At 67.1% G+C, this 14351-nt stretch carries 11 protein-coding genes and 1 tRNA gene; 9 read left to right on the top strand and 3 right to left on the bottom strand.

Features of this window, described 5'->3' with window-relative positions:
- Nucleotides 1-3 precede the first annotated feature (3 nt).
- Complete coding sequence (locus tag PAM7066_RS00725) at nt 4-1473, top strand: aldehyde dehydrogenase family protein (protein WP_306456051.1); 1470 nt, start codon at nt 4-6, stop codon at nt 1471-1473.
- A gap of 182 nt (nt 1474-1655) precedes the next feature.
- Here PAM7066_RS00725 and PAM7066_RS00720 read toward each other — a convergent pair.
- Nucleotides 1656-1730: transfer RNA gene (locus PAM7066_RS00720), tRNA-Asn, on the bottom strand.
- A gap of 75 nt (nt 1731-1805) precedes the next feature.
- Nucleotides 1806-2675: an MBL fold metallo-hydrolase gene (locus PAM7066_RS00715; protein WP_090928581.1), complete on the bottom strand. Its 870-nt coding sequence runs from the start codon at nt 2673-2675 to the stop codon at nt 1806-1808.
- Between the two features lie 69 nt (nt 2676-2744).
- On the opposite strand from PAM7066_RS00715, the gene PAM7066_RS00710 reads away from it, so the two are divergent.
- The gene (locus PAM7066_RS00710) at nt 2745-4064 is read left to right on the top strand and encodes an ATP-binding protein (protein ID WP_085852208.1); all 1320 of its coding nucleotides are present in this window, start codon (nt 2745-2747) and stop codon (nt 4062-4064) included.
- 9 nt (nt 4065-4073) lie between these two features.
- Here PAM7066_RS00710 and PAM7066_RS00705 read toward each other — a convergent pair whose 3' ends face one another.
- Nucleotides 4074-5030 carry a LysR family transcriptional regulator gene (locus tag PAM7066_RS00705; RefSeq protein ID WP_085852207.1) on the bottom strand — a complete coding sequence of 319 codons (957 nt, stop codon included), beginning with the start codon at nt 5028-5030 and terminating at the stop codon, nt 4074-4076.
- Nucleotides 5031-5196: 166 nt separating this feature from the next.
- On the opposite strand from PAM7066_RS00705, the gene chvE reads away from it, so the two are divergent.
- From chvE to PAM7066_RS00670, 7 genes are all read left to right on the top strand, one after another.
- A complete protein-coding gene (gene chvE / locus PAM7066_RS00700) occupies nt 5197-6261 on the top strand; it encodes a multiple monosaccharide ABC transporter substrate-binding protein (RefSeq protein ID WP_085852206.1) in 1065 nt (354 codons plus the stop codon).
- 76 nt (nt 6262-6337) lie between these two features.
- Entirely contained in the window at nt 6338-7897 is a 1560-nt protein-coding gene (gene mmsA / locus PAM7066_RS00695; protein ID WP_090928577.1) for a multiple monosaccharide ABC transporter ATP-binding protein, read from the top strand.
- On the top strand, nt 7894-9102 hold the full coding sequence (mmsB, locus tag PAM7066_RS00690) for a multiple monosaccharide ABC transporter permease (RefSeq protein WP_085852205.1): 1209 nt from the start codon (nt 7894-7896) through the stop codon (nt 9100-9102). The genes mmsA and mmsB overlap by 4 nt, the downstream gene beginning before the upstream one ends.
- A gap of 86 nt (nt 9103-9188) precedes the next feature.
- Nucleotides 9189-10931, top strand: a complete 1743-nt coding sequence (gene araD / locus PAM7066_RS00685) for an L-arabinonate dehydratase (RefSeq protein ID WP_085852204.1) — start codon at nt 9189-9191, stop codon at nt 10929-10931.
- Nucleotides 10918-11844 (top strand): Gfo/Idh/MocA family protein, encoded by a 927-nt coding sequence (locus tag PAM7066_RS00680; RefSeq protein WP_217639904.1) that lies wholly within the window; start codon nt 10918-10920, stop codon nt 11842-11844. Before araD ends, PAM7066_RS00680 begins: the two co-directional genes overlap by 14 nt.
- A 21-nt stretch (nt 11845-11865) precedes the next feature.
- Complete coding sequence (locus tag PAM7066_RS00675; RefSeq protein WP_085852202.1) at nt 11866-12783, top strand: dihydrodipicolinate synthase family protein; 918 nt, start codon at nt 11866-11868, stop codon at nt 12781-12783.
- A 34-nt stretch (nt 12784-12817) separates the two neighbouring features.
- Nucleotides 12818-14332 carry an aldehyde dehydrogenase (NADP(+)) gene (locus PAM7066_RS00670; RefSeq protein ID WP_085852201.1) on the top strand — a complete coding sequence of 505 codons (1515 nt, stop codon included), beginning with the start codon at nt 12818-12820 and terminating at the stop codon, nt 14330-14332.
- Nucleotides 14333-14351 lie beyond the last annotated feature (19 nt).

Genomic DNA, 14351 nt, shown 5'->3' with positions numbered 1-14351 from the left:
CGCATGCCGCTCCCCTTCCTGTCCGTCCTCGCGATGGCGGGCATTTCACAGGGAGGAGACATCACGATGCTGAACCATTCCACGACCATCGACGATCGGGCGACACACGAGGCCGACACGTTCGAGATCCGCAACCCCTCGACCGGAGAGGTCGTCGGCCGCGCGCCGAACACGTCGGAAAAGGCCCTCGACGAAACCGTTGCCCGGGCGAAGGCGGCGTTTCCCGCTTGGGCCGCGACCCCGGATGCCGAGCGGCAGGCCCTCTGCCGCGATCTGGCCGGTGCCATCGGCGAACACGCCGAAGAACTGGCCGAACTTCTGACACTGGAGCAGGGCAAGCCGCTCAACGGGCTGGGATCCCGGTGGGAAGTCGGCGGCGCGCAGGCCTGGGCTGCCTACACGGCCGAACTGACGCTGCCCGAGAAGACCCTGCAGGACGACGACGGAGGCCACGTGACGCTCGCGCGCAAGCCGCTTGGCGTCGTCGGGTCGATCACGCCCTGGAATTTCCCTGTCATGATCGCGGTCTGGCATATCCTGCCGGCCTTGCGCACGGGCAATACGGTGGTGATCAAGCCGTCGCCCAACACCCCCCTGGCTACCCTGCGCATGGTCGAAATCCTCGGCGCGATGCTGCCCCCCGGCGTTCTGAACATCGTGACCGGTGATGATCGCACCGTAAATCTGGGGGCGCTGATGTCGGCCCATCCCGACATCCGCAAGATCGTCTTCACCGGCTCCTGCGCCACCGGCCAGAGCGTCATGAGAAGCGCGGCGGATACGATGAAGCGCCTGACGCTGGAGATGGGGGGCAACGACGCCGGCATCGTGCTTCCGGATGCCGATCCCGAGGCAATCGCCGAAGGCCTGTTCTGGGGCGCCTTCATCAATAACGGCCAGACCTGCGCCGCGTTGAAGCGCCTCTACGTCCACGACAGCATCCACGACGCGGTCTGCGATGCGCTGGTGGCCTATGCCCGCAACATCCCCGTGGGCGACGGGATGGACGAAAGCAGCATCCTCGGCCCGGTCCAGAACCAGATGCAGTTCGACAAGATCAAGCGGCTGGTCGACGCGTCGAGGGACAAGGGAACGGTGCTTCTGGGGGGCGAGCCGGGCGAAGGGCTGTTCTTCCCTCCGACGCTGATCTCGGGCTTGTCGAACGGCGATCCGCTGGTCGATGAAGAGCAGTTCGGCCCGGTCCTGCCGATCATCCGCTACTCGGACCTCGACCAGGCTTTCACGGATGCCAACGCGCTGGAAACCGGCCTCGGCGGATCGATCTGGAGCTCGGATGTCGATGCCGCCCGTGCCATGGCCGGGCGGATGGATTGCGGATCGGTCTGGATCAACAAGCACGGCGCGATCCAACCGAACGCCCCCTTCGGCGGGGTCAAGAAATCCGGGCTGGGGGTCGAGTTCGGCGAGGAGGGAATGGCCGAGTACACCGATATCCAGGTTGTTCTTTCCTGATCCGGCATAGTGCCACCCAAAGAGCGTAGGCCCGCGAGGGCCTTCGCCCACTTGGTTCGACTGCGCTATTGCCGTCGGCTTCGATGGCGACGGGATCTTCGTGCGCTGCAAGAATGGCGTGGCATGCTTCCGGTGGAAGATTCGGCGCACGCATCGCCAAACTCTTGTTTATTGGGTGAGTTTGGCTCCGGCGGTAGGGATCGAACCTACGACCAATTGATTAACAGTCAACTGCTCTACCGCTGAGCTACGCCGGAATTGCGGTGCATATCTCGCATTGCGACGAGGAGTGCAAGGCGTCTGCCGGAAAAAATTTGACGGGCGCGGGCGGGTCAGAGGTGGAAGGTCGTGTCGGAGCCTGCGGCACCGTGGTGTCGCACGTGACCGCGTGCCGTGAGGTCGATCAGGTGGGCCAACACGTTGCGGGTGGCGGCGGGCAGCATGGCAGGGGGGATGTCGGCGTAAATTCGGGCGGCCAGCGACGCGGGCGTGCCGGGTGCCTCGCACAAGGCGTCGAGGACCTGCGCCTCACGCGCCTTTCGGTGGGCGATCAGCCAGTCGATGCGCGCAGGCGGATCCTCCACCGGGGCGCCGTGCCCGGGATAGAGGCGTCGGGGAGCGCGCTCGTTCAAGCGGCGGCAGGAGTCCAAGAACGCGCCGACATCGCCGTCGGGCGGCGAGATGAAGGTCGAGGCCCAGCCCATCACCAGGTCGCCCGAGAACGCCGCTCCGGTCCACAGAAACGCCAGGTGGTTTCCGAAGTGGCCGGGAGTCCACATCGCCTCGACCGGGCCGGCGGGGGTCTCGATCACCTCACCATCGGCCAACTGTCGGTCGGGTACGAAATTCGCGTCGACCCCTTCGCCGCCGCCAAGGTCGGTCAAGCCCTCCATCCGCTCGGGCCGACCTGCGCGCGCATCGCCATAGGCGAGGATCGGGGCGCCGGTGTGCCGGGACAGACGCGCGGCGATGGGCGAGTGGTCGAGATGCGCATGCGTGACCAGGATCTGCGTTACATCGCGATCCCCTATGGCCGACAGGATAGCGGCAAGGTGGTCGTCATGCGCCGGCCCCGGGTCGATCACCGCGACTGCCTGCGGATCGCCCAGCAGGTAGGTATTCGTGCCCCGCTCGGTCATGGGCGAGGGGTTGGGCGCGACGATGCGCACCAGCCCCGGCTCCAGTTTCTGAACGTCGGGCATCGTCGGCTCCTGTTCCAGTCCGCTCGACGGGCGCCTAAGGTGGCAGGGCGTCCCGCGCATGAGGTGAAGATGGCTGACCTGTCCATGAAGCGCTATGCCCCGCGATCGCTTTATGCCCGCGCTGCGCTGATCCTTCTGTTACCGGTCATCAGCCTGCAGATCGTGGTGTCGGTCGTGTTCATCCAGCGGCTCTTCGAAGACGTGACCCAGCAGATGAGCACGAATGTTGCCTACGAGCTACGCTACCTGCGTGATGCCGTCGACGGGGCGCCCACGCCCGAGGCCGCGCGGCGCGCTCTGGAGGCCTTGGGGCGGGATTTCGACATCGGCACCACGTTGCCCGATCCCGTCCCGGTGACCGGCACCGACCGCAGGGTCTATGACCTGTCGGGCCGCCTGGTCATCCCGACGCTGACCGACGAGCTGGGCGGGGTGCTGGGAATCGACCTGTCCACCGATGACGGCGTGGTCGACATGACGGTGGATACGCGCCACGGCCCGCTGCGGTTCCGGTTCGACCGGGATCGAGTCTCGGCCCGGAACCCGCATCAGTTCCTTGTCATCATGATCCTGACAGCCCTCCTGATGACGGTGGTGGCCTACCTGTTCCTCAAGAACCAGCTGAGGCCGATCAAGCGGCTGGCCGACGCGGCGCTGGCCTTCGGGAAAGGGCGCTCGGTGCCTTACAGCCCGCGCGGCGCGTTCGAAGTGCGCAGCGCAGGTGCCGCGTTCCTCGACATGCGCGCGCGGATCGAAAGGCAGATCGAGCAGCGCACGATGATGCTGTCGGGGATCAGCCACGACCTGCGCACGCCGCTGACGCGCCTGAGGCTCGAGTTAGAGATGCTCGACCCGGCCGAGGCCGAGCCGATGCGCCGCGACCTCGACGAGATGCAGCAAATGATTGACGCCTTTCTCGATTTCGCGCGCGAGGGCGCCGTGGGCGAGCCCGAGCTGATCGACCCGACCGACCTGGTCAATGATGTCGTCGAGAAAGCCCGCCGCGCCGGTGGCACGGTCGAGCGGGGGCGGATCCAGTCCGCTGGCACGGTGACGCTGAACTCGCTGGCGGTTGCGCGCGCGCTGGAGAACCTTGTCGGCAACGCCCTGCGCTATGGAACGCGGGCACGGGTGTCGCTCGATCGGACGGGGCGCGCGCTGGTATTCGTGGTCGAGGACGACGGACCCGGCATCCCGGTCGAGGCCCGGGCCGAGGCGATGCGCGCCTTCACCCGCCTCGACGGGGCGCGCAACCAGAACCGCGGGGCAGGCGTGGGTCTCGGCCTCGCCATTGCCCAGGACGTGGCGCGCCAGCATGGGGGCGTGCTGCGCCTTGGGAAGTCTGTCGATCTGGGCGGCTTGCGCGCGGACCTCGTGATCGCCCTCTGAAGATCCGCGTCAGCCGCGCACATGCGCTCGCAGCAGGTCCAGAAGCTGCTGGGTCGACGGGGTCGGGGGATCTCCGGCGCGCCGGACGATGCCGTAGTCGGATACGGCCATGTCTTCGGCGAGGGGCAGGGCGGCAAGCCGGCTACCGCCCGCGGCCCGGCCGATGAAGAACTCGGACACGGCGCGGGCGATGGGGGCGATGGCGTTCGTTTGTGTGATATGGGCGAGGGTGAAGAGGATCGAGGTCGTGCCGAGCACGCGACCGGGCAGGGGAAGGCCGCGGGCAAGCAGGTAGCTTTCGGCCGTGCGGCGCAACAGCCCGCCCGGCGGCTGGGTGATCCAGTCGTAGGAGAGGCAGTCCTCGAGCCTCAGATCAGGCTGCTGCATCAGGGGATGGTCGGACCGGACGAGAAGGCTGATCGGCTCGGGGCCGATCATGTCGATGGCGAAGGGTCGGGCATCGGCGGAACCGGGGATGCGGCCGATATAGAAGTCCAGGTCGTTGCCGACGAGCGCCTCTGCCAGCCGATCGGACGTGTCGATCTCGACCGTCACTTCCAGATCGGGATGGGCCCGCCGAGCGGCCCGCAGCACCGGCAGGAGCAGCTCGATCGACGGACCCGTGACCGAGCCGACCTGCACGTGCCCGCGGGTGCCGCCGGCGATCTGGCCGATCTGCTGATGCACCCGGTCGAGGTCGCGCAGCGTCCGCGACGCCTGGTCCGCCAGGGCCAGCCCCGCCTCGGTCAGCGATACGCCCCGTGCGTGGCGCACATGAAGCCGCGCGCCGGCCGTCGCCTCGAGCTGCGACAGAAGACGAGAGGCGGCCGGCTGGGAAATCCCAACCACCTGTGCCGCCGCGCCGATCTGGCCGAAATCGCGCAGCGCGGCGAGCAACCGCAATTGCGAGAATTTGAGGCCCCTGCGGACCAGATCGTCTCCACCGGACGAGGGGGCAGGTGGCATCGGTTATCTCCGTTTCGGTATATCTGTCATCACAAACCGCATTTGACCTGCATAACAGGATGTCGCAAGCCTGTCGCTGCTATTGTCCCACCGCCGCCGCCACCGAACGCTGCGCGGAAAGGGGGACCACGCAGGGCAACGCGCCCTGCCTCAAAGGGAGGAAGACATGAAACTTACCAGACGCGCTCTCGGCGCGACGGCGCTTGCCGCCGTTCTCGCCATTCCGGCCTACGCCCAGGACCAGGGCACCATCGGCATCTCGATGCCCACCAAATCCTCGGCCCGCTGGATCTCGGACGGCGAGAACATGGTGCGCCAGTTCGAAGAGGCGGGCTACGAGACGAACCTGCAATACGCCGAGGACGACATCCCGAACCAGCTCGCGCAGATCGAGAACATGATCACCACCGGTGTCGATGCGCTGGTGATCGCGGCCATCGACGGCACCACGCTGACCAACGCGCTGGCAAACGCCGCCGCCATGGACATCCCCGTGGTCGCCTATGACCGCCTGATCCGCGACAGCGAGCACGTTGACTACTATGCCACGTTCGACAACTTCCAGGTCGGCGTGCAGCAGGCCAACACGCTGGTCGAGGGTCTCGAAGAGCGCTTCCCGGACGTCGAGCCGTGGAACGTCGAGGTCTTCGGCGGCAGCCCGGACGACAACAACGCCTACTTCTTCTACGACGGCGCGATGAGCGTCCTGCAGCCGCTGATCGACGAGGGGCGCATCAACGTCGTCTCGGGCCAGCTCGGCATGGACACGGTCGGCACCCTGCGCTGGGATGGATCGGTCGCGCAGTCGCGGATGGATAACCTGCTGTCCGCCAACTACACCGACCAGCAGATCCACGGCGTGCTGTCGCCCTATGACGGCCTGTCGATCGGCATTATCTCGTCGCTCCGCGGCGTCGGCTATGGGTCGGGCGACATGAAGATGCCGGTCGTCTCCGGTCAGGATGCCGAGATCCCCTCGATCAAGGCGATCCAGCGCGGCGACCAGTACTCGACGATCTTCAAGGACACGCGCGAGCTGGCCGAGGTCACCGTGGGCATGGTGGACGCGCTTCTGCAGGGCGGCGAGCCGCAGATCAACGACACCGAGACCTACGACAACGGCGTGATCGTGGTGCCGTCCTACCTGCTCGAGCCGGTTCCGGTGACGTCGGACGACATCCAGTCCGTGCTGGTCGACTCGGGCTACTACGACGCCTCCGAGATCGAGTGATCTCTTCTGCGCGCCCGTGCTTTCGGGCGCGCATCAAGGCCCCTGCCGGGGCCGCTTTCCAACGAAGGAGCGATTGGTGACGACGATCCTCGAGATGCGCGGCATCACCAAGGAATTCCCGGGCGTGAAGGCGCTCGACGACGTGAACATGCGCGTCGCCGAGGGCGAGATCCATGCGCTGGTGGGCGAGAACGGGGCCGGCAAGTCCACCCTGATGAAGGTGCTGTCCGGCGTCTATCCCCACGGCAGCTACGACGGCGAGATCCTGTTCGACGGCCAGACCCGCGCCTTCCGCGGCATCCGGGACAGCGAAGACGTTGGCGTCATCATCATCCACCAGGAACTCGCGCTGATCCCGCTGTTGTCGATCGCCGAGAACATCTTCCTGGGGAACGAGCGCGCCAAGGGCGGCGTAATCGACTGGCGCGAGACCGAAGCGCGCGCGGCCGAACTGCTCAAGCGCGTCGGCCTGAACGAAAGCCCCAAGACGCTGGTGGACGACCTCGGGCTCGGCAAACAGCAGCTGGTCGAGATCGCCAAGGCCCTGTCCAAGGACGTGCGCCTTCTGATCCTGGACGAGCCGACCTCGTCCCTGAACGAGCAGGACAGCGAGAAGCTGCTGGACCTGCTGGCCGAATTCCGCGCGCAGGGCGTCACCTCGATCCTCATCAGCCACAAGCTGAACGAGATCAGCCGCGTCGCCGACACCATCACGGTGCTGCGCGACGGCTCGACCGTGGCGCGGCTGGATTGCTCCGACGGCATCTCCGAGGACGATATCATCAAGGACATGGTGGGCCGGTCGCTGGACGACCGCTACCCGCCGAAAGAGGCGCCGAATCCCGGCCAGGTCGCGCTGGAAGTCCGGAACTGGACCGTTCACCACCCGCTGCACGCCGATCGGCAGGTGGTGAAGGACGTCAGCTTCAACGTCAGCCGCGGCGAGGTCGTGGGTATCGCAGGCCTGATGGGCGCGGGCCGCACCGAGCTTGCGATGAGCCTGTTCGGCCGTGCCTGGGGGCGCGACATCTCGGGCGAGGCGCTGATCGGCGGGCAGCCCGCCGACCTGTCGACGCCCCGCAAGGCGATCAACGCCGGACTCGCCTACGTCACCGAGGACCGCAAGACCTTCGGGCTGGTCCTCGACGACACGATCCGGCGCAACGTGCCGCTGGCGAAGCTCGACGCGATCGCCGACCGCGGCGTGGTCAATCGCAAGCGCGAGGCCGAGGTCGCCGAACGCTACCGCGACCGGCTGAACATCAAGTCCAGTTCGATCGACCAGGAGACGGTGAACCTGTCGGGCGGCAACCAGCAGAAGGTCGTGCTGTCCAAGTGGCTCTTTGCCGATCCGGACGTGCTGATCCTCGACGAGCCGACCCGCGGCATCGACGTGGGTGCCAAGTTCGAAATCTACACCGTGATCCGCGAGCTTGCGAAGGCCGGCAAGGCCGTCATCGTGATCTCGTCCGAGATGCCCGAGCTTCTGGGGATCACCGATCGCCTTTACGTCATGAACGAGGGCCGCTTCGTGGGCGAGATGTCCACTTCCGAAGCGAGCCAGGAAAAGATCATGGCAGCCATCATCCGGTCGGGCGACCGGAAGTCGGCCGCCAGCCAGGAGGAAGTCGCATGAGCGAGATCACGAACACAGGCCTCGACGCGCCTGCCGGCCAGCAGGCCCGCGCGAGCTGGCGCTTTCTTCAGACGCACCTGCGCGAATACGGCATCCTCTTCGCGCTGATCGCGATCATGGCGTTCTTCCAGGTCGCCACCGGTGGCATCCTGCTGCGGCCGGTCAACGTGACCAACCTGATCCTGCAGAACTCCTACATCATCATCATGGCGATCGGGATGCTGCTGGTGATCGTCGCGGGGCATATCGACCTCTCGGTCGGCTCGGTCCTTGGCTTCACCGGCGCGCTGGCGGCCGTGATGATCGTCAACTGGGACGTTCCCTACCTGCTCGCCGGCATCCTGTGCCTTGCGGCGGGCGCTCTGATCGGCGCGGCGCAGGGCTTCTGGGTGGCCTATTTCCGCATCCCGTCCTTCATCGTGACGCTGGCGGGGATGCTGGTCTTCAAGGGCCTGACCCTGTGGCTGCTGGCCGGCCAGTCGGTCGGCCCGTTCCCGGCGCAGTTCCAGCTGATCTCATCCGGCTTCATCAACGACGTGTTCGCGATGGAGGGCTTCAACCTGCTGTCCTTCCTGATCGGGCTCGCGGTCGCAGGGGGCCTTGCCTTCATGGCGATCCGCGGTCGCCAGCGCGAGGCCAAGACCGGTACGCCCGCCGAGCCCTTCGCCTTCTTCGCCGCCAAGACCGCGCTGATCTTCTTCGGGATCTCGTGGATGAGCTGGCTGATGGCCGACTTCCGCGGTCTTCCCAACGTCTTCATCGTCATGGCGCTGCTGATCGCGATCTATTCGTTCCTGACCAGCCGCACCACGATCGGACGCCGCATCTACGCGATCGGCGGCAACGAGAAGGCGGCCATGCTCTCGGGCATCAACTCGAAGCGGCTGGTCTTCCTGACCTTCGCCAACATGGGGATGCTCGCCGCGCTGGCCGGCCTCGTCTTCGCCGCGCGCCTGAACACCGCCACTCCCAAGGCTGGCGCGACGTTCGAGCTTGACGTGATCGCGGCCGTCTTCATCGGCGGCGCGTCGATGGCAGGCGGCGTGGGCACCGTGGTCGGAGCGGTGATCGGCGCCTTCATCATGGGCGTGATGAACAACGGCATGTCGATCCTCGGCATCGGGATCGACTACCAGCAGGTCATCAAGGGCCTCGTCCTGCTCGCCGCCGTCATCTTCGACGTCATGAACAAGAAGAAGGGTTGAGCACCATGTCCTCCGTGCCGACCCCCATCCTACGCCCGCTGCCTTGCGCCGCGGTGTCAGAACTCCAGTCGAGGTAGAGTAGACCGATGACCTTCGCCCCAGCCGAGTGGCCCCGCAAGCTTCGCAGCCAGGAATGGTACGGCGGTACCAGCCGCGACAACATCTATCACCGGGGATGGCTGAAGAACCAGGGTTACCCTCACGACCTGTTCGACGGTCGGCCGGTCATCGGGATCATGAACACCTGGTCCGACCTGACGCCCTGCAACGGCCACCTGCGCGACCTGGCCGAGAAGGTGAAGGCCGGCATCTGGGAGGCCGGCGGCTTCCCCCTCGAAGTGCCGGTGTTCAGCGCCTCCGAGAACACCTTCCGCCCCACGGCGATGATGTATCGCAACCTCGCGGCCATGGCGGTCGAGGAAACGATGCGGAACCAGCCGATCGATGGTGCGGTGCTGCTGGTGGGCTGCGACAAGACCACGCCGTCGCTGATGATGGGTGCGGCCTCGACCGACATCCCGTCCATCGTCGTGACCGGCGGACCGATGCTGAACGGCTGGTTCAGGGGCGAGCGTCTGGGCTCGGGCACGGCGCTGTGGCAGATGTCCGAGGACATCAAGGCCGGCAAGATGACCCAGGACGAGTTCCTCGAGGCCGAGCAGGCCATGAGCCGCTCGTCGGGGACCTGCAACACGATGGGCACCGCGTCCACGATGGCATCGATGGCCGAAGCACTCGGCATGGCGCTCTCGGGCAACGCTGCGATCCCGGCGGTGGACGCGCGTCGGCGGGTCATGGCGCAACTTTCTGGCCGGCGCATCGTGCAGATGGTCAAGGACGACCTGAAGCCGTCGGACATCCTGACGAAAGAGGCGTTCGAGAACGCGATCCGCACCAACGGCGCGGTCGGCGGCTCGACCAACGCGGTGGTTCACATCCTCGCGCTGGCCGGCCGGGTCGGCGTCGACCTGACGCTCGACGACTGGGATCGCCTTGGCCGCGACGTGCCGACCATCGTGAACCTGATGCCGTCGGGCAAGTACCTGATGGAAGAGTTCTTCTACGCTGGCGGCCTTCCGGTCGTGCTCAAGCGCCTGGGCGAGGCTGGCATTCTGAACAAGGACGCGCTGACGGTCTCCGGCGGTCCGGTCTGGGACGAGGTCAAGGACGCGGTCAACTGGAACGAGGACGTGATCCTGCCGGCCGAAAGGGCGCTTGCGGCATCGGGCGGCATCGCGGTCCTGCGCGGCAACCTCGCGCCAGATGGCGCGGTGCTGAAGCCCTCGGCCGCGAGCCCGGCTCTGATGAAGCACCGGGGCAGGGCGGTCGTGTTCGAGGATATCGACGACTACAAGGCGCGGATCAACGACGACGCGCTCGATATCGACGCCAGCTGCATCATGGTCATGAAGAACTGCGGACCGAAGGGTTATCCCGGCATGTCCGAGGTCGGCAACATGGGCCTGCCGCCCAAGGTCCTGCGCGAGGGGATCACCGACATGGTGCGGATCTCGGACGCGCGGATGTCGGGCACGGCCTATGGCACCGTCGTGCTGCACACCGCGCCCGAGGCGGCAGTTGGCGGACCGCTCGCGGTGGTTCGCAGCGGCGACATGATCGAGTTGGACGTGCCGGGCCGCCGCCTGCATCTCGACATCTCGGACGAGGAACTGGCGCAGCGCCTGGCCGAATGGACCTCCCGCGTCGAGGTGCCTGGCAGCGGCTATGCCCGGATGTATCACGAGCATGTCGAGGGTGCGGATACCGGCGCGGATTTCGACTTCCTCAAGGGTTGCCGTGGAAACGAGGTGCCCCGTGACAGCCACTAAGCTCGCCATCGTCGGCGTGGGCAAGATCGCCCGCGACCAGCACATCCCGGCCATCGCCGCCGATCCGGCCTTCGAGCTTGCGGCAACGGTGTCGGGCTCGGGCGGGGTCGAGGGGGTCGAGAACTTCGCCACCGTCGATGCGCTGCTCGAGGCGCGTCCGGACGTGACGGCCCTGTCGCTTTGCATGCCGCCCGTGCCGCGCTTCGCCGCAGCCTTCGCGGCGATCGCCAACGGGCGCCACGTCATGCTCGAGAAGCCGCCCGGAGCGACGGTGGCCGAGGTTCTGACGCTCGACGGGCTGGCGCGGCAGACGGGTGTGAGCCTGTTCGCGACATGGCACTCGCGCTACGCCGCCGGGGTCGAACCCGCGCGGGAGTGGCTGGCCGACAAGCCGATCCGCCGCGTCCGCGTCGACTGGAAGGAAGACGTGCGCAAGTGGCATCCGGGTCAGGCCTGGATCTGGCAGCCCGGCGGCCTCGGCGTCTTCGATCCGGGCATCAACGCGCTGTCGATCCTGACTGAAATCATGCCCCTGCCGCTGCACCTGTCGGGTGCCGAGCTGACCTTCCCCGAGAACCGCGAGACTCCCATCGCGGCCGACCTGACCTTCACCGGCCCCGACGGGATAGACGCCACCGCCGGCTTCGACTGGCGGCAGGAGGGCGGCGAGATCTGGCAGATCGAGGTCGAGACCGACCAGGGCACCCTGCGCCTTGAAAGCGGCGGCGCCCGCCTGACGATCGACGGCACCGACCGACCGCTCGAGGACGACGGAGAATACCCCGGCCTCTATCGCCGCTTCGCGACGCTTCTGGCCGACGGCGGCTCGGACGTGGATCTCGCACCGCTGATCCATGTCGCGGACGCCTTCATGCTCGGCCGTCGCGTGACGACCGACGCCTTTCATGACTGATACCCACGGGACGGAGATACCATGCTTGCGAACAAGATGACCGGCTCCTGGCCGGTTGCCCCGACAGCGTTCAACGACGACGGCACGCTTGATCTCGACGGGATGGGCCGGGTGCTCGACTGTATCGTGGATACGGGCGCGGACGGCGTCTGCATCCTTGCCAACTTCTCGGAACAGTTCCTGATCGACGACGCCGAGCGCGAGACCCTCACCCGCTTCTGCATGAAGCACCTCGGCGGGCGGATCCCTGCGATCGTGACCATTTCACACTACGCGACCGAGGTCGCGGTGAAGCGGGCGCAGCTGGCAAAGGATCTGGGCGCGCGGGCGGTGATGATGATGGCGCCCTATCACGGCGCGCTGATGCGGGGCTCGGCCCAGCAGACCTACGAGCAACTGGCGCAGGTGGGCGAGGTCGGCATCCCGATCATGATCCAGGACGCGCCGTTGTCGGGGGTCGAACTGCCGGTGGATCTTCTGGTCCGGATGGCGCGCGAGATCGAGATGGTCCAGCACTTCAAGATCGAATGCGTCGGCGCGGCGACCAAGCTGCGCGCGCTGATCGCGGCGGGGGGCGACGCGATCGTCAGCCCTCTGGACGGCGAGGAGGGGATCACCCAGCTTGCCGATCTTGACGCGGGCGCGACCGGCACAATGTGTTCGGCGATGATCCCCGAATGGATCGCCAAGGTGGTTCTGGCCCATAGCAAGGGCGATCGCGATGCGGCCGTCGAGACCTACACGAAGATCCTTCCGGCGGTGAACCACGAAAACCGGCAATGCGGCTTCCGGGCCGCGAAGGCCGCGATGGTTGAGGGCAGGGTGATCCGGTCGGATTTCTGCCGCCACCCGGTCGCGCCGCTGCCGCCCGAGACGCGGGAAGAGCTGCTCGGCCTTCTCCGCCCGCTCGACCCGATCTCGATGCGCTGGGGCCTCTGAGGGCTCGCGCACCAACGAACGTAGGAGAAACCACGTGACCCAAGACATTCACGGCAAGCACCTCATCGCCGGGGACTGGATTTCCGGTCAGGGAACCTTCCGCACCGACCCCGCGACCGGCGATCCGCTCGAGATCTCGCTGGGCGACGCATCCGTCGTGGACCGCGCGGCAAAGGCCGCCGAAGCGGCGTTCGACGCCTATGCCGCCACCACGCGCGAGGCCCGCGCGGCGTTCCTCGAGGCGATCGCATCCGAACTCGAGGCGCGGGTGGACGCGATCACCCCCATGGCGATGGCCGAAACCGGCCTGCCCGAGCCGCGCATCCGCTCTGTCGAGCTGCCGCGCACGGCGAACCAGATGCGCCTGTTCGCGAGCCACATTCGCCAGGGCGACTTCCTCGACATGCGCCACGATTCCGCGCTGCCCGACCGGCAACCCATGCCGCGCCCCGATCTGCGCGTGGTCCAGCGCCCCATCGGCCCCGTCGCCGTGTTCGGCGCGTCGAATTTCCCGCTGGCCTTCTCGACCGCCGGTGGCGACACCGCCGCCGCGCTTGCCGCGGGCTGTCCCGTCGTGGTCAAGGCGCATGAGGCGCATGCCGGCACCTGCGAGCTGGTTGCCGAGGCGATCAACGCCGCGGCCGAAGCCACGGGCATGCCGCGCGGCGTGTTCAATCAGGTGCATGGCGGATCGCTCGAGGTCGGGCAGGCGCTGGTCCAGCACCCGCTGATCAAGGCGGTCGGGTTCACCGGCTCGTACCGGGGCGGCAAAGCGCTGTTCGACCTCTGCGTCAGCCGCCCCGAGCCGATTCCGTTCTTCGGCGAGATGGGCTCGATCAACCCGATGTTCCTGCTGCCCGGCGCCATGGCCACGCGCGCCGCGGCCATTGGCGAAGGCTGGGCCGGGTCACTGACCATGGGGGCGGGGCAGTTCTGCACCAACCCGGGCATTGCCGTGGTTCTGGATGGCCCCGAGGCGGACACGTTCCGCGACGCCGCGAAGGCCAAGCTGGAAGCGGCCGGACCGCAGACCATGCTGACCAAGGGCATCGCGAGCGCCTATCGCGACGGCGCCTACGCCCTGCGGGATTCGGACGGGGTGCGCGAGGTCGTGGTGTCGGAGCCCGGGGAGCGCAACGCGACGCCCTTCCTGTTCGAGACGGATGCCCAGACGTTCCTTGCGAACGAGGCTCTCGCGGAAGAGGTCTTCGGCCCCACCGGCCTGATCGTTCGCGCGAAGAGCCCTGAGGAGCTCGCCACCATCGCGCGCGGCCTGAAGGGCCAGCTGACCTGCACCCTGCACATGGACACCGAGGACGCGGATCTGACCCGCACCCTGCTGCCCATCCTCGAACGCAAGGCAGGTCGGATCCTCGCCAATGGCTTCCCGACGGGGGTCGAGGTCGCGGATGCCATGGTGCATGGCGGGCCGTTCCCCGCGTCGACCAACTACGGGGCGACCTCGGTCGGGACGCTGGCGATCCGGCGGTTCCTGCGGCCGGTCTGCTACCAGGACATCTCCGAGATGTTCCTGCCCGAGACCGCCTGAGCGCGGCGACATGAACGGC

The organism is Palleronia marisminoris, assembly GCF_900172315.1.
Taxonomy (GTDB): Bacteria; Pseudomonadota; Alphaproteobacteria; order Rhodobacterales; family Rhodobacteraceae; genus Palleronia; species Palleronia marisminoris.
This window is presented reverse-complemented; position numbering and strand designations above follow the sequence as displayed.

Coding starts and splice junctions, on each gene's coding strand:
- mmsB (WP_085852205.1), top strand. CDS start 7,894: ATGAGCGAGATCACGAACACAGGCCTCGACGCGCCTGCCGGCCAGCAG.
- PAM7066_RS00710 (WP_085852208.1), top strand. CDS start 2,745: ATGGCTGACCTGTCCATGAAGCGCTATGCCCCGCGATCGCTTTATGCC.
- PAM7066_RS00705 (WP_085852207.1), bottom strand. CDS start 5,030: ATGCCACCTGCCCCCTCGTCCGGTGGAGACGATCTGGTCCGCAGGGGC.
- PAM7066_RS00675 (WP_085852202.1), top strand. CDS start 11,866: ATGCTTGCGAACAAGATGACCGGCTCCTGGCCGGTTGCCCCGACAGCG.
- chvE (WP_085852206.1), top strand. CDS start 5,197: ATGAAACTTACCAGACGCGCTCTCGGCGCGACGGCGCTTGCCGCCGTT.
- PAM7066_RS00715 (WP_090928581.1), bottom strand. CDS start 2,675: ATGCCCGACGTTCAGAAACTGGAGCCGGGGCTGGTGCGCATCGTCGCG.
- araD (WP_085852204.1), top strand. CDS start 9,189: ATGACCTTCGCCCCAGCCGAGTGGCCCCGCAAGCTTCGCAGCCAGGAA.
- PAM7066_RS00725 (WP_306456051.1), top strand. CDS start 4: ATGCCGCTCCCCTTCCTGTCCGTCCTCGCGATGGCGGGCATTTCACAG.